Annotated in this window: 13 protein-coding genes; 12 read left to right on the top strand and 1 reads right to left on the bottom strand. The window is 57.1% G+C overall.

Translation table 11 applies throughout. The features are described 5' to 3' along the window. The first annotated feature begins 63 nt into the window (after positions 1-63). Together FE784_RS34090 and FE784_RS34085 are read left to right on the top strand one after the other, a co-directional pair. A complete protein-coding gene (locus tag FE784_RS34090; RefSeq protein WP_139606721.1) occupies positions 64-636 on the top strand; it encodes a nitroreductase family protein in 573 nt (190 codons plus the stop codon). A gap of 370 nt (positions 637-1,006) precedes the next feature. Beyond that, the gene (locus FE784_RS34085) at positions 1,007-2,050 is read left to right on the top strand and encodes a Gfo/Idh/MocA family protein (RefSeq protein WP_139606720.1); all 1,044 of its coding nucleotides are present in this window, start codon (positions 1,007-1,009) and stop codon (positions 2,048-2,050) included. Here the strand turns inward: FE784_RS34085 and FE784_RS34080 are convergent. Continuing rightward, the gene (locus FE784_RS34080; protein WP_246132313.1) at positions 2,000-2,290 is read right to left on the bottom strand and encodes a hypothetical protein; all 291 of its coding nucleotides are present in this window, start codon (positions 2,288-2,290) and stop codon (positions 2,000-2,002) included. The two genes, FE784_RS34085 and FE784_RS34080, sit on opposite strands and share 51 nt — an antisense overlap. Before the next feature lie 343 nt (positions 2,291-2,633). On the opposite strand from FE784_RS34080, the gene FE784_RS34075 reads away from it, so the two are divergent. The 10 genes from FE784_RS34075 to FE784_RS34030 all read left to right on the top strand — a co-directional run bounded on the left by FE784_RS34075 (position 2,634) and on the right by FE784_RS34030 (position 19,532). After that, positions 2,634-3,113 carry a hypothetical protein gene (locus tag FE784_RS34075; RefSeq protein WP_139606719.1) on the top strand — a complete coding sequence of 160 codons (480 nt, stop codon included), beginning with the start codon at positions 2,634-2,636 and terminating at the stop codon, positions 3,111-3,113. Between the two features lie 134 nt (positions 3,114-3,247). Then, positions 3,248-4,876, top strand: a complete 1,629-nt coding sequence (locus FE784_RS34070; RefSeq protein ID WP_425465583.1) for an ABC transporter substrate-binding protein — start codon at positions 3,248-3,250, stop codon at positions 4,874-4,876. 270 nt (positions 4,877-5,146) lie between these two features. Further along, positions 5,147-5,941, top strand: coding sequence for an alpha/beta hydrolase (locus FE784_RS34065; protein WP_176706714.1), 795 nt, complete (start codon positions 5,147-5,149; stop codon positions 5,939-5,941). 21 nt (positions 5,942-5,962) lie between these two features. After that, the gene (locus tag FE784_RS34060; protein WP_139606717.1) at positions 5,963-6,748 is read left to right on the top strand and encodes a 2,3-dihydro-2,3-dihydroxybenzoate dehydrogenase; all 786 of its coding nucleotides are present in this window, start codon (positions 5,963-5,965) and stop codon (positions 6,746-6,748) included. Between the two features lie 21 nt (positions 6,749-6,769). Beyond that, the gene (gene dhbC, locus FE784_RS34055; protein WP_218103861.1) at positions 6,770-8,005 is read left to right on the top strand and encodes an isochorismate synthase DhbC; all 1,236 of its coding nucleotides are present in this window, start codon (positions 6,770-6,772) and stop codon (positions 8,003-8,005) included. A 29-nt stretch (positions 8,006-8,034) separates the two neighbouring features. After that, the gene (locus tag FE784_RS34050; RefSeq protein ID WP_139606715.1) at positions 8,035-9,660 is read left to right on the top strand and encodes a (2,3-dihydroxybenzoyl)adenylate synthase; all 1,626 of its coding nucleotides are present in this window, start codon (positions 8,035-8,037) and stop codon (positions 9,658-9,660) included. A gap of 47 nt (positions 9,661-9,707) precedes the next feature. Next, positions 9,708-10,649, top strand: coding sequence for an isochorismatase (locus tag FE784_RS34045; RefSeq protein WP_139606714.1), 942 nt, complete (start codon positions 9,708-9,710; stop codon positions 10,647-10,649). A 12-nt stretch (positions 10,650-10,661) separates the two neighbouring features. After that, complete coding sequence (locus FE784_RS34040; RefSeq protein ID WP_139606713.1) at positions 10,662-17,873, top strand: amino acid adenylation domain-containing protein; 7,212 nt, start codon at positions 10,662-10,664, stop codon at positions 17,871-17,873. Next, positions 17,857-18,081 (top strand): MbtH family protein, encoded by a 225-nt coding sequence (locus FE784_RS34035; RefSeq protein ID WP_139606712.1) that lies wholly within the window; start codon positions 17,857-17,859, stop codon positions 18,079-18,081. Before FE784_RS34040 ends, FE784_RS34035 begins: the two co-directional genes overlap by 17 nt. Next, positions 18,078-19,532: an MDR family MFS transporter gene (locus FE784_RS34030; RefSeq protein ID WP_139606711.1), complete on the top strand. Its 1,455-nt coding sequence runs from the start codon at positions 18,078-18,080 to the stop codon at positions 19,530-19,532. The genes FE784_RS34035 and FE784_RS34030 overlap by 4 nt, the downstream gene beginning before the upstream one ends. The last annotated feature ends 99 nt before the right edge of the window (positions 19,533-19,631 follow it).

The following is a 19,631-nucleotide window of genomic DNA, read 5'->3' as shown; positions in this document are numbered from 1 at the left end:
TCAAACCGTGTTTGTACCGGAAGAGCAAATCCCTATACGCATATGGCCGGGGGAGTGAAAGTGATGCACGAGGAACAAAGTTATCCGAGCTATCCGATCGCCGAGCTTATCCGCAATAGGAGAACCGTGAGGAGTTTCAGGAGCGATCCCGTTTCGCATGAGCTGCTGATGGAGCTTCTCGATATCGCGAATTGGGCTCCGACTCATGGAAGCAGAGAGCCCTGGAGATACATTCTGTACCGGGGCGCTGCTCGTTCCGCTTTCGCGGAAGCGGTAATGGGTGCCATGAGCGCCGAAGAAAAGGAGAAGTATGCCGAACAAAGGTTATACGACTACGGTCGGACTCCTCTCCATCTGATCGTAGTCATGAAGGAGGACCCGCGACAAAAGCAATGGGACGAGGATTACGGAGCCGTATGCTGCTGGATTCAAAATTTCCAGCTGGCGGCATGGGAGCGCGGGATCGGAGTCGTATGGAAAACGAATACGTACATATACGCTCCCGCTTTCCGGGAAGCGGCTGGCGTGCGCGCCGGGGAGAAGGTCGTCGGCGTTCTGCATATCGGCTACCCGGAAACGGTGCCGGTTCCTCGAGTCCGAACGTCCGCCGCATTGCGGCTCGACATACGCGAATAGCCGGCAGTTGACGAAAAACTTCGGTTGTTTTTTTGGAGGGCTGACGAAATTTTTCAAGAGTTCTGATTTTTATATATTAATTAGGATAACAATCTGATTCATATAACGTCATTGACAGCTGCGAAAAATTGATGGTATATAATAATATAGATAAAATATCGATCAATAAGTCGATAGTTTTACTCGTCGATTCAATTTAATGAATCATATTGATGATTTTTTGTATTATAATGAATCAGAATGCTGAGAAAACCGGAAGAACCGGCGAACCGATATTGCGACGCCTTGCCGAGGCTCCGGCCGGTGCAGGCCGACCCGAATCGGGGAAGAGATGAGAGAGACATCATATCGTGAAAGGGAGAGAGCATACATGGGGAAATCGTATTCGGTCGCCGTGATCGGCGCAGGTCAAATTGTAAATGTTCATTTGGAAGCGATACGACAATCGGAACGAAGCCGCTTAACGGCGATCGTCGATCTTATGGAATCGAGAGCGGAGGATTTGGCGGCCGAGTTTGGAGCTAAAGCGTATACGGATTATCGCGAAATGGTGCTAAATGAAAAGCCGGATATCGTCATTATCAATTTGCCGCATTATTTGCATAAATCTACGGCAATCTGGTGCGCCGAGCAAGGCTGCCACGTATTGCTGGAGAAGCCGATGGCGTTGAATGTCCAAGAATGCAAGGAGATTAACGAAGCCGCCAAACGGAACGGCGTATTGCTTGCCGTCGGACATATGCAGCAGTTTTTTGCGGAGCACGTCGCGGCGAAAGAGATATTATCGTCCGGCGAGCTCGGCGAGCTGGTCATGATTAACGATCGGCGGTACGGCGGGTATTTCAGAGAGAGCAGACCGGGATGGTTTCTCGACAAAGAGAAATCGGGGGGCGGAGTCATCATTAATTTGGGGAGTCATTCCATCGATCGGATTCAATGGTTGACGGGGAGCCGCATCGCCAAAGTGAAAGCGATATTGTCGCATTATGGGGAACAAGGAGACGTGGAAGGCAGCGGATCCTTGTTCATGGAAACAACGGGTGGAGTTCCGGTTCATCTTTCCGTATGCGGTTATACCGGAGCCCCGGCCAACGAGACGGAGCTTCTGTTCACGAAAGGCAGCCTGCGCATCCGTCAGCGTGCAGAGCTGCTGATGAGCAAGGGGGGCAGCTACGAACCGATCTCGGTCGCCAAGAAGGCGGATCCGTTCACGGAACAATGGAAGGTTCTCCTGGACGCATTGGAATACGGGAGCGAGCTGCCGATTTCCGGCGAATACGGGCAATCCGTCTTGGCGGTCGTAGAAGCGGCATACCGATCCCACGTTACGGGAACGGAGCAGAAGGTCGAGCTTGATTCGTGTTCAAACTCCGAATATCAAATATCCCAAAGTCATGTACAACACCAGAAATAACATCAGCAGCCCGTGGCCGATCGAAGCCCATACTACGACCATCGGCGCTTTTTTGGGTTCTTTGGGAAGCCCCGTCAAGGCGAGCAGCAGACCAATGGGGCTCGTAATCATTATAAGGAAAAACCAACTCCCTTGCAGCGGGTGTCCGGCCTCGAATGGAAACAGAAAACTATAGACGAGCGTCACGGACGTAACGATAAAAAGCGCAAGAGAGAGATAAGCCATTGCGGATCTAACCATAGATCGTCACCTCTTCCTAACAGTTTAATGAACAGGGAACAATAGTAAAAGTGCTAACTTTGCATAGTACCGGCATTGAATTGGAATTTAGGCTTAGATTCATCATATCGATAAGAGCGGCTCCCCGCTGACGGACAACCGTTCGGGGGCTTGGCCATTTAAACGTATCAGTCGGAGAGCACAGCCCGTCTACGGACGGGGATGTGCTTTTTGGCGTTTGCCGGAGAGGAGTTGTTCGCGGATAAGAACACAAATAAGGGGGCAAGTACGAAATCTATAAGATGCGGAGTATCCGATTCCCGCAGGAGAAGGCTCCTACAACCGGAGGAAAGGAAGAATTATAGTGAACCAGCGTATCATAACGGAAGAAGACATGATTCGGGAAGCAGAGCTGTTTCAGAACATTTATCCCATTTTCGCCGAGGAAATGGACCGGGTGGAGGCGATCCGCGGAAGGCTGAACGATTTCCAGATCATGATCGCCGCTTCGCGGGCCAAGGACGCTATGGGGATACTCAGCTGGGAACGCCGTCAAATCGTAAACGCCATTTTCGAAAGCTATATGGAAAAGTACAGCCGGTACGGACGGCAAGAGGCGGACGAATGGGTAATCGAATCGTTCGGCTGCCGCCCTTCGCCGAGGCTGGCGTTCGGAGACAAGCGTATCGCCGGCAATCGGGAAACGGACGAAATGACCGGGTTAAAGATCGAAGGGCTGTCCAGGTTCATTCTGGAGAAGGAAGCCGAGCTGCTCCAGCTTTATCGCGAGCTGTTCGAGCTGATGGAGCTGGAAAACCCGAAGAAACCCGATCATGAAGCCTAGTCGAATAGTTCGTCATCAAGCTGACCTTCACCCGGGTTGGCTTATTTCGCGAAATGACGGTTTCCGCTTGACCGTCGTTCGCGCAATGTGCTAACTTTGATATGATAATGATTATCATTTTCATAAAAAGCGAGGTGTTTACTTTGTCCCAAACGCTTCAGGATAAACCTGTGCCCGCTTTTTTGGACGACCTTTGGTTTAAGCTTCGAAGCGTCGACATGCTTCGGGACGGCAAGATGGAGCAGCAGCTCATCGAATCGCATGCCCTGATCGTCGTAAAATCCGGGGCAGGCCTATTGACAGCGGATATTCGCGAGAGCCGGTTGAGGCAAGAGGCCGTATTCATCGCGTTGCCGGGGCAAACGATGGGCGTATCGCCGGAAGCGGCTGCAGAATTGGAATTGTACATAATCAAGTTTGACGTTTACAGGGACGACGAGCCGATCGAAGCGTTCCCGCTGAACGGCGAAATCCCGATATATGCGGAAACGCATACGTCAGGACTCTGCGAAGCGATGTATGGCTATTCACGCAGCGAGCACGCCTTGGAACGATTTCGCGGACAGTCCGCATTCCAGGAGCTGCTGTATTGGTTGATGAAGCACATCAGACCGTTGCCCGACGCAGATTCCCGATCCGCGCTGGACCGGACGAAGGCTTATATCGATACGTGCTATAACGAGAGCTTGACGATCGAGCAATTGGCCCGCATGGCGGGAATCAGCCCGAAGTACTATGTCGATTTGTTCAAGAAGACATACGGTATAAGCGCCATCGATTATGTAACGGAAGTGAGAGTCGAACGTGCCAAGCAGTTCATGTTCCGATCGGACGCCCGATTGCGGGATGTCGCCCATCAGGTCGGCTATCACGACGAGTTTTATTTCAGCCGAAAGTTCAAGAAAGAGGTCGGGGTTTCGCCAACCGTCTATATGAAAAACCGTAAACGGAAAATCGCGGCCTATACGTCGCCCGTATTGGGCCATTTGCTGGCGCTCAAAATGATACCGTACGCGGCGCCGCTCCACCCGAAATGGACGGCCTACTATTATAAAGCGTATCGGTCGGATATTCCGCTGCATCTGAGCGCCTACCGGTTCAACCGCGATTGGGAATCGAATATCGAAGCGCTTGCCCAGGCTCAACCGGACATGGTCATATGCGGCGATATTTTGCATCCGGACGAGAAGAAGAGGCTGGAGGAACAATTCCCCGTATTTTATATTCAAGGGGAGAACAACGATTGGAGGGAGCAATTGAGGCTGACGGCGCAAATCGTCGGAGTCCCGCTGGAAGCGGATTCCTGGCTTCGTTACTACGACCGGAACACAAAGTTTGCCCGGGAACGAATTGAACGCGAATGGAGGAACGATACTGTTCTGGTCTTGAGCATTTACAAGCAAAGCTATTACGTCTGCCCTACCCGGGGCATGAGAGACGTGTTATATGAGGATTTGAAGCTGAACCGTCCGAAAGGGTACAACCCGTCCGTGTACAATCAAGCGGTTGCATTGGAGCAATTCGCCGAATTCGACGCCGACCGGATTTTGCTCAACGTATGCCAGGAGTCGGAATCGTTGAACCATTGGCGATGGCTGCAGGCCTCACCTGCGTGGCGGGACCTGAAAGCGGTCCGCAGAAATCATGTCTATGTAATCTCCTCCGACCCATGGCGGGAATATTCGGCACACGCCTGCGAACGCATGGTTGATGACTTGTTAAAGCTGCTGGACGGGGAACGACAAGCCGTCTATGCTTATTGATTCGGATTGGCAGTAAAGGTTAGAGCCTCCCTACCGATTATGGTAAGGGAGGTTTTTTTGCTTGCATCCGTACGTTTCTGGATATTGTCAAAATGGATTTCAGGATATCGTCCATGGTCGGGATGGATAGCGTGACTTATAATCAATACTGATAATCATTATCAATTAAATGTCGCATAGACGTTTACATGAGGAGGAAGCGCAGCAGTGGATCTCATTCGGAATGAACGAGCCGCAGTCTTGAACCGGAGCGAGGAACGCCGGGGGGTGATGATTCCCCGGACGGTAGAGAAGATCATGTGCTCGCGGGATGGCAAACGCGAATATCGGATCATGGTGGCCAAGCCGGCTGCGGAACCGCCGCCATCGGGGTATCCGGTCATTTATTTGCTCGATGCCAACTCCGTATTCGGAACAATGGAGGAAACGGTGCGGGTACAAGGCGGCAGACCCGAGAAAACGGGAGTCGTGCCGGCCGTTATCGTCGGCATCGGCTATCTGACGGAAGCTCCGTTCGCCTCTGCCCGCTATTACGATTTTACGATGCCTTCGGCGGTCACAGAGGCGCCCGCGAGACCGAACGGGGCCGCGTGGCCGGAGCAAGGCGGGGCGGAATCGTTTCTCGCTTTCATCGAAGAAACGGTAAAGCCCGAAATCGAAAGGGAATATACGATCGACCGCGGCAGGCAGACGATATTTGGCCATTCCTTAGGCGGACTGTTTGTATTGCAAGTGCTCTTCACGCAACCCGGGTTATTCCAATCGTACATTGCCGGCAGTCCGTCGATTCATTGGAACAAGCGGAATTTGCTGGAAGCCGAACGGAATTTCACCGCACGGTCCGATGTGGACTTCGGGAAAATCGGGCTTATGGTCGCGATAGGGGAATTGGAGAAAAGCCATAAAAGCGGAATATACGATAACGCCAAGGAGCTTGCGGAGCGGCTGTCCGGGCTTGCCGACCGGGGGCTAAGGCTTCAATTCAAATCATTCGAAGGAGAGGGACACGTATCGGTATTGCCGGCATTGGTCAGCCGGGCCGCGAGGTTTGCGTTGTCGATGTAACAGTTCGCGGGAGGCGAAGAGATGAATCATCTGGGAATTAAGGGCAAAGTCGCGTTGGTGACGGGGGCCGCCCAAGGCATCGGGGAAGCGATCGCCCGCGCTATGGCGCAATATGGCGCTCATGTGGCTGCCGTGGACAGCAATGCCGAACGACTGGACGCAGTCGTAAACGACATTCTCGCGGAGGGTGGCCGTGCCGCAGCGTTCCGGCTGGATGTGCGGGACGGCAGTTCCGTCGAAGAGATTGTGGAACGGATCGAGAAGGAGATAGGACCGATCGAAATTCTCGTTCATGCAGCCGGCATATTGCGAACGGGGCCGATAGCCTCGCTGAGCGACGAGGATTGGTCGTCGACGTTCGAAGTGAATTGCACCGGCGTATTCCGACTATCCCGATCCGTAATGAATCACATGATGCCGCGAATGAAGGGATCGATCGTAACGGTCGGCTCCAATGCGGCGGGCGTACCGCGAATGCAGATGTCCGCTTATGCCGCCTCGAAAGCGGCTGTGACGATGTTTACCAAATGCATGGGATTGGAGCTTGCCCGTTACCGTATCCGCTGCAACATCGTGTCCCCGGGCTCGACGGATACCGAGATGCAGAGGTCGTTATGGAAGGACGAGCAGGGCGCCGAGGCAATCATTGCCGGTCATACGGATTCATATCGGCTCGGCATTCCGCTCGGTAAGCTCGCTGCGGCGTCAGACATCGCGGAAGCGGTTATTTTCCTGGCTTCCGATCTGGCCAGCCATATTACGATGCACGATTTATGCGTCGACGGGGGAGCTACTTTGGGAATATGACCTATACGAAGGAGTGAGGAGATTATGCACTACGATGTTATCCCTGCGACGCCAGCCGCGCAGCTCCTTGACGATTACCGCGCCGGTACGTCTTTCTTCCTGTCTTCGCCGCAACGGACACTGCTTGCTGAAGGCACGTACGCCGTTGTACCGAGTCAGGGCGGACCTGACGAGCTGAGCCGATTGCCCGGGCGAATCGCCGATCTGATGGGCGACGCAAGACGCGCCGCGTCCGGAACACCCGTTGTTGTCGGCGCAATACCTTTTGATCGTGCCAAGCCGGCGCACCTCATTGTTCCAAATACGATCCGATGGGGGAGTCCCCAACGGTTCGATTCGCCCGAAGCTTCGGCTGGGGCTCCAACATCCCCTGATTATGTGATCCGGCCGGTTCCGGAGCCGGAACAATACGCGAGAGGGGTGGAGCGGGGAATAGCGCGAATGAAGGCGGGCGAATTGGACAAAGTGGTTCTGTCGAGAACGCTTCACCTAACCTCGGCGAGTTCGGTCGATGTCCATCAGCTGCTTCGCAGTCTTGCCCGGCATAACGTTCACGGCTATACGTTCGCCGTCGATACGAATGACGGACCTTATTACGGGAGCGGTCCGAATGCGGTATCCCGGCCTCGCATCGGCAAAACGATGATCGGGGCGAGTCCGGAGCTGCTCGTTTCGCGGAAAGGACTGCACATTTCGTCGAATCCGCTGGCGGGTTCTAGCCCGCGCAGTGCCGATCCCGTCGAAGATCGGCAACGTTCGGCCAATTTGCTTCGATCGGCCAAAGATCGTCATGAACATGCACTTGTCGTGGATGCCGTCGCAGCCGCGCTTCGACCTTACTGCGTCAAGCTGGACGTTCCGCCGGAACCGTCGCTCGTGCATACGGCCACAATGTGGCATTTGTCGAGCTTGGTCAGCGGCGAGCTCGCCGATCCGTCGATATCTTCGATGGAGCTGGCGGCCGCGCTTCATCCGACCCCGGCGGTTTGCGGCTCTCCGACACATATGGCCCGAGCGGTCATCAATGACATCGAACCGTTCGATCGCGGCTTTTACACGGGAATGGTCGGGTGGTGCGATGCGAACGGCGACGGGGAATGGATCGTTACGATCCGGTGCGCCGAGGTGGAAGGCCGCTCTCTGAGATTGTTTGCGGGAGCGGGAGTTGTCGCCGAATCGAGTGCGGAGGCCGAGCTTGCGGAAACTTCCGCGAAATTCCGCACGATGCTGATCGCGCTTGGACTCCAGCACGGATAATTTGGAATAGAGCTGAGGAGGGATGATTCATGTTGTCCGGATGCCCCGCGTGGCCCAAGGAATTTGCCGACTTGTACCGGGAGACGGGTTGCTGGAGCGGAGAATCGTTCGGAGCCATGCTCCGGAGACAGGCTGCCGAACGACCGGGATGTATCGCCGTAATTTGCGGCGAGAGACGTTGGACTTACGGCGAGCTTGATTCCAGAGCCGACACTCTTGCGGCAGGGTTGCTCGGCTTGGGAATTAAGCCAATGGACCGCGTCGTCGTGCAGTTGCCCAATGTAGCGGAATTTTTCGAGGTCATTTTCGCATTGTTCAGACTTGGGGCACTGCCGGTTTTCGCGCTTCCGTCGCACCGCAGCAGCGAGATTTCCTATTTTTGCGAGTTTGCGGAGGCGTCAGCTTATATTATACCGGACATGCACGCGGGCTTTGACTACAGGGAGTTGGCTGCTCAGGTTCGGCAAAAGGTACCGTCATTGCGGCATGTTCTTGTCTTGGGGGAACCGGGAGCATTCGCAGCGTTGCGCGATCTGCGCTCCACCCCTTGCAGCCTGCCGGAAGTAAGGTCGCATGACGTCGCCTTCCTGCAATTATCGGGCGGAAGCACCGGGCTGCCCAAGCTGATTCCGAGAACTCACGACGACTACATGTACAGCCTGCGGATCAGCGCGGAAATTTGCAAGCTGGATTCGGCTAGCGTGTACATGGCCGCACTCCCCGTTGCCCATAACTTTCCGCTCAGTTCCCCCGGTGCGCTAGGAACGTTGTATGCCGGCGGGAAAGTCGTTCTCGCTCCGAGACCGAGTCCGGACGAGGCTTTTCCGCTTATCGAGAGGGAAGGCGTTACGATTACGGCCCTGGTGCCGCCTCTCGCCATGATATGGATGGATGCGGCGCCTGCCCGCCGTCACGACTTGTCCAGTCTTCAGGTGCTGCAGGTAGGAGGAGCGAAATTTGGCGAGGAGGCGGCCCGTCGGGTGCGCCCGTCGCTCGGCTGCTCGCTGCAGCAAGTATTCGGAATGGCGGAAGGGCTGGTCAATTACACCCGACTGGACGATGACGAGTCGATTGTTCTTCATACCCAAGGCAGGCCTATGTCTCCGTACGATGAAATCCGCGTGGTCGACGACGAAGACCGCGATGTCGGGCCGGGCGAAGTAGGACATTTATTGACTCGCGGACCTTATACGATCAGAGGGTATTACAAGGCCGCCGAGCATAATGACAAGGCGTTTACGACCGACGGTTTTTACCGGACAGGAGATTTGGTAAAGGTCGATTCGGCCGGGTACTTGGTCGTAGAAGGGCGTGCCAAAGACCAGATCAACCGCGGAGGGGATAAGGTTGCGGCCGAGGAGGTCGAGAACCACCTGCTTGCGCATGAAGCCGTACACGATGCCGCCGTCGTATCCATGCCCGACGAATACCTCGGCGAGAGGGCTTGCGCTTTCATCATTGCGAGGACGGCACCCCCGACGGTCGGAGAACTGAGATCGTTTCTGCGGCAGCGCGGATTGGCGGCCTATAAAATACCGGATCGAATGGAGTTTGTCGATTCGTTTCCGCAAACCGGAGTAGGGAAAGTGAGCAAAAAGGCGCTGCGGGAGGCGATCGCCGGAAAGCTCTCCGCCGTTGCCAACAGGCATGTCTGATTGGAACCCGAAAGAGGCAGATCAAATTCAAGAATCGAGGGATGAAAATGGCCATACCCGCCATTAAGCCATATCCGATGCCTGGCGCATCCGAATTGCCGATAAATAAAGTAGCTTGGACGCCCGATCCGAAACGCGCGGTTCTGCTCATCCATGACATGCAGCAGTATTTCCTGGATCCTTTCACGGCTGGCGAATCGCCTGTCGTGGAGTTGATTGAGAACATACGGTTGCTGTATAACCGTTGCTCGGAGCTCGGCATACCGGTTGTTTACACGGCCCAACCTGGCGGTCAAACTCCTGAGCAGCGTGCATTGCTGCAGGATTTCTGGGGTCCGGGAATCAACGACGGACCTTATCAGAAGCAAATCGTAAGCGAGCTGACCCCGGCGAACGCCGATATCGTGCTGACGAAATGGCGATATAGCGCGTTTCGCAAGACGAACCTGCTGGACAACTTGCAGGAGAAAGGACGGGATCAGCTTCTCATTTGCGGGGTGTACGCCCACATCGGCTGCCTGCTTACCGCTTGCGACGCCTTCATGCTGGACGTGCAGCCGTTTTTCGTAGCCGATGCGGTCGCCGATTTCTCGCTGGACAATCATAAAATGGCGTTGAAATACGCGGCGGAGCGTTGCGCGGTCACGATCCCTACGCAGCGTCTGCTCGAGGAGCTCGACCAAAGCTCCACAAAGGCGAATGATTCTGCCACGGTTTCGGCAAATGGCATGCTGACGGAGCGCATGGTTAGAGAACAAGTCGCGGAGCTGCTGCAAGAAGCGCCGTCGACTATCGGCGAAAGCGACAATTTGATCGATAGAGGTCTCGACTCGGTCAGGCTGATGAGCCTGGTGGAACGATGGCGCCGGTTCGGAGCGGAGGTGGCGTTCGTGGAGCTGGCGGAACGCCCGACGCTCAAGGACTGGTGGAAGCTGTTGTCCTTGCGCCAGCAGCTGGTGCTGCCGAACGCGGACTATTTCGCTTTATAAAGGAGGAGCCTTATGACAATCGGTAAGGATGGTCGCCGGCCTTTGTCGGGGGCGCAATCCGGGATATGGTTCGCCCATATGCTCGACAAAGAAAGTCCGATATACAACACCGGGGAATGCATCGAAATCCGCGGATCCGTTCATGAGTTATATTTCGAATCGGCGGTTCGTCAAGCCGTTATGGAGGCTGAATCGCTGCATGCCCGCTTCGGAGAGGATCAGGATGGACCTTGGCAAATGGTGGAGCCGTCATCCGATTGGCCGTTTCATTTGTTCGATGTCAGCGAAGAGACGGACCCGTCGACATCGGCGGAAGCTTGGATGAAGGAAGACTTGACCCGACCTGTCGACTTGAGCCGGGGGCCGCTTTTCACCGAAGCCCTGTTCAAGCTGGCATCCGACTCGTACGTATGGTATCAACGCATTCATCATATCGCGATCGACGGATTCGGGTTCTCGTTGATCGCACAGCGGGTGGCCAACATTTATACGGCGCTGACCGAAGGGAAGACGGTGCCGGAAGGCGCGTTCGGCTCCTTTCACCGGATTCTGGAAGAGGATGCGGCTTACCGGTCATCGGAACGGATGGAGGCCGATCGTTTATACTGGCTCGGGCGTTTTGCCGACGAACCGGACGCGGTCAGCTTGGCCGATAGAGCGCCCCGGACATCGAGAAGCTTTATTCGGCGTACCGAATACTTGCCGCCCTCGGAAGCGGATCGGCTGCAATCGGCGGCGAGCGATGCCGGTGGAGGCTGGCCGGATTTGGTGCTTGCCGCGGCCGCCGCATACGTCCACCGTCTGACGGGAGCGCAGGATATCATTCTGGGCGTGCCGATGATGGGCCGTCTCGGCTCGGTATCGCTGCGGATTCCCGGCATGGTGATGAATTTGCTGCCGCTGCGCCTGCAAGTTCGTCCGGACATGACCCTATCCGAGCTTGTCGGACAAATCGTCCGCGAAATCCGCGAAATCCGGCGGCATCAGGGCTACCGGCATGAGGAAATGCGTCGGGATTTCAAGCTGGTGGGCGACAACCGAAGACTGTTCGGACCGCAAGTCAACATTATGCCGTTCGACTACGGCTTGAGCTTTGCCGGATCGCGCGGTTATACGCGCAATTTATCGGCCGGTCCGGTCGACGATCTGTCCATCAACCTATACGACAGGGCTGACGGCAGCGGGCTGCGTATCGATATGGACGCGAATCCTGCCGTTTATGGCGAAAATGCTCTCGCAAGCCACCATATGAGATTTATCCGGTTTCTCCAAACGATCGCGAAGGCCGCTCCCGCCCAACCGATCGGCCGGATCGAGCTGCTGCTGCCCGAAGAACGGAACCGGATCGCGAACGAATGGAATTCGACCGGACGTCCGTCAACCCGATCGAGCGTTCCCGAGTGGGTCGAGGAACAGGCGGCGCGCACACCGGATGCAACTGCCGTCGTATGCGAAGGAGAGACGCTAAGTTACGCCGAGTTAAACCGAAAAGCGAACCGGCTTGCCCGCTACCTCATAGCGAATGGAGCGGGACCCGATCGGATCGTGGCGTTGGCCCTCCCACGATCCTTGGAGATGGTTGTCGGAGTGCTGGCGGTACATAAGGCCGGTGCCGCCTATTTGCCTTTGGATCCGGAGTATCCGGCGGACCGGATCGCGCTCGTGCTCGCGGATGCCCGGCCCGTATGCATCATCACGACAATGCGCGTGGCCCCGGACTTGCCGGATACCGGGGTAGCCTCCCGTATTATTTTAGACGAGACCGATGTGGTCGGCGAGTTGGAGAACTACTCCATGTCCAATCCGACCGATGCCGAACGTCTAGCGGCTCTGTCGACACTGCACCCGGCTTACGTCATTTATACATCCGGTTCGACCGGAAGACCGAAAGGGGTCGTCATACCGTTCCACGCCCTGCTCAATTTCCTGGCGGCGATGGAGGAGCAGTTTGAGCTTGGTCCGCACGATCGGCTGCTGGCCGTTACGACGATCGCTTTCGACATTTCCGTGCTGGAGCTGTTTCTTCCGCTCATACGGGGAGCAACGATCGTGATCGCCAAAAGAGAAACGATACAGGACCCGCCGGCGTTGGCGAAAACAATCGCGGACAAAGGTATTACGTTCATGCAAGCTACGCCGACATTATGGCATGCGCTTGTTGAAGCGGTCCCGGACATGCTCTGCGGCCTTCGCGTGCTCGTAGGGGGGGAGGCGCTCCCCGTTGCGCTGAAATCCGCCCTTCAGGATGCCGGCTGCCGCGTAACGAACTTGTACGGGCCGACGGAGACGACGATCTGGTCGACTTTGGCGCCACTTCTCGATAGGAACGGGAGCGTCCCGCCAATCGGCCGTCCGATATGGAATACGCAGGTATATGTATTGGACGCCGGGATGCAGCCGGTACCGTCCGGGGTAGTGGGCGATTTGTATATCGCCGGTGCGGGTTTGGCCCGCGGTTATATGGGACGGCCGGATTTGACGGCCGAGCGTTTCGTTGCCGATCCGTTCGGGCCGCCGGGCTCGCGGATGTACCGTACCGGAGATTTGGCCCGATGGCTCGAGGACGGTTCGCTGGATTATGCGGGACGTGCCGATCACCAGATCAAAATTCGCGGTTTCCGGATCGAGCTGGGCGAAATCGAGGCCGTGCTTGCCCGACATCCCGGCGTGTCTCAGGTTTCCGTCGTCGCCCGCGAAGATCAGCCCGGGGATAAAAGACTCGTCGCCTATATCGTCCCTGCAGCCGATTCCGTACCGGGCCAGTCCGAGCTGCGGCAACATGCGGCAGCCAGTCTGCCGGACTACATGGTTCCCTCGGCTATCGTATCGCTTGATGCTCTTCCGCTCACTCCCAACGGTAAAATAGACCGCAAGGCGCTTCCGGCACCCGACCAAGCTTCGGCAAATACGGCCCGGGGACCGAGGACCCCGCAGGAAGAAATATTGTGCGATTTGTTCGCCGACATTTTGGGCTTGCCCAAAGTCGGTATCGATGACGGCTTTTTCGAGCTGGGCGGTCACTCCTTATTGGCCGGCCGACTAATGATCCGTATTCGAGACGCTCTTGGCGTCGAGCTGGGCATTGCCGCTCTTTTCGACGCTCCCACCGTCGCCGCTTTGGCGAAACGGCTAGATCAGGCGCAGCATGCGCGACCGGCCGTACGACCGGTCGCGAGAACGGAGGAGGTTCCGCTTTCTTTTGCCCAGCGCCGGCTATGGTTTCTGCATTGCTTGGAAGGACCGAGCCCGACTTACAATATTCCGCTTGTGGCGCGTTTGACCGGCAAGCTGGACCGTGGGGCGCTGGATGCGGCGATTCGCGATGTAGTCGTCCGGCACGAGTCATTGCGTACCGTATTTCCGAAATCGTCGGGGACGGCCCGACAGCTCGTTCTGAATGAGGCCGATGTCCGAACCGGGCTTCTTGCAGTAGACGGCAATGAAACGGATTACCGCTCGGAATTGGCCTCGGCCGTGCGCTATTGTTTCGATCTTGCTTCCGAACCGGCCGTTCGTTTCACGCTATTCTCGAATGGGCCGGACGAGCACGTGCTGCTTGTGCTGCTGCATCATATTATCGGGGATGGATGGTCGCTGAATCCTCTTGCGCGCGATCTTGCCTCCGCCTATACGGCCAGAAGCAAGGGCGGTATTCCGACCTGGTCGCCGCTGCCGGTTCAATATGCCGACTATGCGCATTGGCAGCATGCGCTTCTGGGAAGCGAGAACGATCCGGATAGCCTGATCGCCAAACAGCTCGACTATTGGACCCGGACATTGGGGGGGCTGCCGGAACAGCTGGAGCTGCCTGCCGATCGTCCGCGGCCCTCGGAGTCGAGCCATCTCGGAGGAACGCTGGACGTGCGGATCGAACCGGAGCTGCACAGCCGTCTTCTGGCGCTTGCCCGGGAAAGCAAAACGAGTCTGTTCATGGTGCTGCAGGCCGGTCTCGCCGCTTTGCTGACGAGGCTCGGAGCCGGTACCGACATCCCGATCGGGAGCCCGGTCGCCGGACGATGCGACGACGCTTTGGACGAGCTTGTCGGATTGTTTGTCAATACGCTGGTGTTGCGTACCGACACGTCAGGGGATCCGAGCTTCAAAGAGCTGCTCGGCAGGGTCCGAAAGACCGATCTCGATGCCTATGAGCATCAGGATCTGCCCTTCGAGCGTCTGGTCGAGGTGTTGAATCCGGTACGCTCGCGGGCCAGACATCCGTTATTCCAAGTCATGCTTGCCTTCCAGAATACGCCCGATCCCGAGCTGGAGCTGCCCGGAATCGATTCCGCTCTTCATATCAGCAGCGTGGGCTCCTCAAAGTTCGACCTTACCTTGGAGCTTCGCGAACGTCGCGCCGCCGATGGAGCCCCAGGCGGCATCGAAGGCTTGATGGAATACAGCGCCGATCTGTTCGACCGCGATACGGTAGAGTCGATTGCGGCGAGACTGCTAAAGCTGCTGGATGCGGCTGCATCCGATCCGGACGCACCGATCGGTCGGTTGGACGTGCTCGGTTCGGAGGAGCGGAAGCGTATTGCTGCGGAATGGAACGAGGGCGATGAGGCATGGCCGGAATCGACTGTGCCCGAGTTGTTCGAAGCACAGGTTATCGACAGCCCCGATGCGATTGCCATTGCATGCGAAGGCCGATCGCTTCGCTACGATGAGCTGAACGCGCACTCGAACCGGCTGGCCCGATTGCTGATAGAGAAGGGCATAGGGCCGGGGCAGTTCGTGGCGCTGGCGCTGCCGAGGTCGCTCGACATGGTCGTCGCGCTGGTGGCCGTACTCAAGGCGGGTGCCGCATATGTGCCGCTTGATCCGGACTATCCGGCCGAACGAATCGCTTTCATGCTGGCCGATACCCGACCCGCATGCGTCATTACGAGCTCTTTGTCCGCCACGGTTCTGCCGGTTGGTTGCGAAGCTCCCCGTGTCGTGTTGGGCGAGCAGGACATGGCGGAGACGCTGCTGCGTTATCCGGATACCGATCCGGACCAGACCGAGAGAGTTCGGAGCCTTTGCCCTCACGACGCTGCCTATGTAATCTATACGTCCGGTTCTACCGGACTACCGAAAGGAGTCGTCGTCCCTCATCAAAATGTCGTACGGCTGTTCTCGGCTACCGAGCGATGGTTCCGTTTCGGCGCCGACGACGTGTGGACTTTGTTTCATTCCTATGCATTCGATTTCTCGGTATGGGAAATTTGGGGTCCGCTTCTGCATGGCGGACGACTCGTAGTCGTGCCCCATGCCGTCAGCCGATCTCCGGAACGGTTTTTGCAATTGATGGCAGACGAGGGCGTCACGGTACTGAATCAGACCCCGTCGGCGTTTTACCAGCTGATGCAGGCGGACCGGGAGCATCCCGACGTCGGCCGCTCGTTGCGTTTGCGATTCGTCATATTCGGCGGGGAGGCGCTGGAGCTCAGCCGTCTGGACGACTGGTACGACCGGCATCCGGACAACGCTCCGACGCTGATCAACATGTACGGCATTACCGAGACGACGGTTCATGTCAGCTACCACGCACTCGATCGGCAGATGGTCGGTCTGAAGAGCGGCAGTCTGATCGGCCGGGCAATACCAGACTTGCGTATTTATGTGCTGGACGATTATTTGCAGCCGGCACCGTCGGGAGTAGTAGGTGAAATGTACGTAGCCGGCGCTGGCCTGGCGCGAGGTTATCTCGGTCGCCCCGGACTGACCGCGGAGCGTTTCGTCGCCGACCCGTTCGGTCCGCCGGGGACTAGGATGTATCGTACGGGAGATCTCGCCAGAAGGCTGGCGGACGGCTCGCTGGACTATATCGGCCGCGCGGACCATCAGATCAAGATCCGCGGGTTCCGTATCGAGCTTGGCGAGATCGAGGCCGTGCTGACGCGGCATGGCGACGTTTCCCAGGCCGCCGTCGTAGTCCGAGAGGACCGGCCGGGGGACAAGCGGCTCGCGGCTTACGTGGTCCCGGCCGCACAAGCCGTTCCCGATCCGGCGGAGCTGCGCAGGCATGCATCCGGCAGCTTGCCCGAATATATGGTGCCGTCTGCTATCGTCGCGCTTACCGAGCTTCCGTTGACGCCAAACGGCAAGCTGGACCGCAAGGCGCTGCCGGCTCCCGATTTTGCTTCGGCGGCGGAAGGGAGAGGTCCGCGAAATCCGCGCGAGGAAATATTGTGCGACTTGTTTGCCGACATCCTCGGCGTGCCGCGAGTCGGTATCGACGACGGATTTTTCGATCTGGGCGGACATTCCTTGTTGGCCGTCAGATTGATGAGCGGTATCCGTGACGCTTTGGGCGTCGATCTCGGTATCGGCAATTTATTCGAGGCTCCTACTGTCGCGGGGCTGGCCGAAAGGCTCGAGATGGGTACCAGCCACAGCGCGTTGGACGTTCTTCTGCCGCTGCGGCCTTCCGGCGGCAAGCCGCCGCTGTTCTGCGTGCATCCGGCCGGCGGGCTAAGCTGGTGTTACGCGGGGCTGATGAAATCGTTGGGCGCCGATTATCCGATATACGGCTTGCAGGCTCGCGGCATCGCGCGGCGGGACAATCTGCCCGTTACGCTTGAGGAGATGGCTGCAGATTACATCGGACAGATTCGCAGCGTGCAGCCTGAAGGACCTTATTATGTGCTGGGCTGGTCGTTGGGAGGAAACGTCGCCCACGCGATTGCGGTACAACTGCAGCGGGAAGGCGAGGAAATCGCGCTTCTCGTCATGCTTGACGCTTATCCGAGCCATTTCCTGCCTTTGCGGGACGGACCCGACGAGCGGGAGGCATTGATCGCATTGCTCGCATTGGGCGGATACGATCCGGACAGCATGGGCGACGCGCCATTGACGCTTTCCAGCGCCGTAGACATCCTCCGACGCGACGGCAGCGCATTGGCGAGTCTCGACGAAGCTACGATTTTGAATTTAAAAGAAACGTACGCAAACTCCGTACGCCTATTGGGCGCGTTCATGCCCGGACGATTCCGCGGCGATCTCCTTTTTTTCAGATCGACGGTCATTCCGGATTGGTTCGACCCGATTGAGCCGGAAACATGGACTCCATATATCGACGGAAGGATCGAGCGGCTTGATATGGAATGCAGGCATAAAGACTTGTGCCAGCCCGGGCCTTTATCCGAGATCGGGCAAGTACTGGCAGCCAAGCTGCAAGCAATGAGCAAACGAGCCGATTCACCCAACGGGAGGGAATTCATCTATGGCAAATCCTTTTGAGATTTCGGATGGAAGCTATTATGTGCTGATTAATGCCGAGGGACAATATTCCATATGGCCTTCCTTCGTGGAAGTGCCGGCCGGCTGGACCATTTTCTACGGGCTGGAAACCCGGCAGTCCTGCCTCGATTATATCAATGCTCATTGGAACGACATGCGGCCGAACAGTCTGATCGCCGCCACCGCGGCAGAAAGGGAGAGGAAATGAGGGTTCGGCCGAACCCGAAGGCAGTCGTATGCATCGTGTACGTGGCGGCCATGTTTATGGCGGCCATGGACGCTACGATCGTGAATGTGGCGTTGCGGACGATCGGCAGCGACCTTCAAGTTCCACCCTCCGCCATGGGTACGCTGAATATAGGGTACTTGGTAAGCCTTGCCGTGTTCCTGCCGCTATCCGGGTGGCTTGGAGACAGGTGGGGGACGAAGCGCGTTTTCTTGATCGCGCTCGGGATCTTTACCGGGGCCTCGGCACTGTGCGGGCTAGCGGATAGCGTAGCGTCTCTTACCGTTTGCCGAGTCATTCAAGGCGCCGGAGGCGGTCTGCTTACGCCGGTCGGAATGGCGATGTTGTTCAGGACTTTCGCGCCGCAGGAAAGGGCCAAACTTTCACGGACACTCGTGCTGCCTATAGCCGTAGCTCCGGCGCTCGGTCCCATCGTCGGCGGGGTGATCGTGGATGCGATATCTTGGCGATGGATATTTTACTTCAATCTTCCCGTAGGCATCGCGGCTTTGCTGTTCGGAATGGCGTACTTGAAGGAGCATGTCGAGCCCGAGGCCGGAAAGTTTGACGCGCTCGGCTTCTGGTTGTCCGCGCCGGGCTTTGCCATGGCTATGTATGCGCTGAGTCAAGGAGCGATCAGGGGATGGAGCTCGCCGGAAATTATCGGCACCGGACTATGCGGAGCGGTCTTATTGACGATGCTGGTCCGCACGGAACTGCGGGTAAGCGAACCGATGCTGAACCTGCGTCTGCTGGGCGATCGGCTGTTTCGGACGATGGGCTTGATTTCTTTATGTTCGGCAGCGGGATTGCTCGGCATGCTATACGTTTTTCCGCTCATGTATCAAGACGTCTTGAAGGCGTCGGCATTGGAGACCGGTCTGACGACCTTCCCGGAAGCGCTCGGCTTGATGGTAGCCTCCCAAATCGTGCCATGGTCATACCAGAGAATCGGCCCGCGTCGACTCATCGCGATAGCGCTCTTGTGCGCCGCGTTCATTTTCGTTATGTTGAGCATGGTCGGACAGGAAAGCAGTCCTTGGTACATCCGATCGCTATTGTTCGGCGTCGGCTTATTTCTGGGACATGCGGTCGGAGCGGTGCAAGTCGCTTGCTTCGTCAACATTCCGCCGGCTTCGATGGGACGGGCTTCGACCTTGTTCACCGTCCAGAACCGGCTCGGTTCCGCAATCGGAGTCGCAGTGTTGGCCGGACTGCTGGCAGCATTCGGTACGTTCGCGTCCGACTCGGCAGTCACAGTCCAGGCCAATGCCGGCGCATATCGGGCCGCATTGCTCGGAGCCGCCGCGTTTCTGGCGGTGGCGCTGCTATTCGCGCTGCGAATTCGGGATACCGATGCAGCAGCCACGATGCGCAAACGAATCCCGGTCAAAACCCCGGACATAGAGCCGGCTGCGACAGCGGGCAAATAAGCGGGATCGCCAAAGTGGATCCGCCTCTTGCGATTGTAAAGGACCGGCAGCATGGGGCTGAAGTTGCCCCTGTCAAGTAGACATTGAAGAAGAACCGTC

Origin of the sequence: Paenibacillus hemerocallicola (assembly GCF_006265175.1) — a bacterium.
Classification (GTDB): Bacteria; Bacillota; Bacilli; order Paenibacillales; family NBRC-103111; genus Paenibacillus_AB; species Paenibacillus_AB hemerocallicola.
Note: the sequence above shows the minus strand (reverse complement) of the source record. Positions and strands in the feature narration are given on the sequence as shown.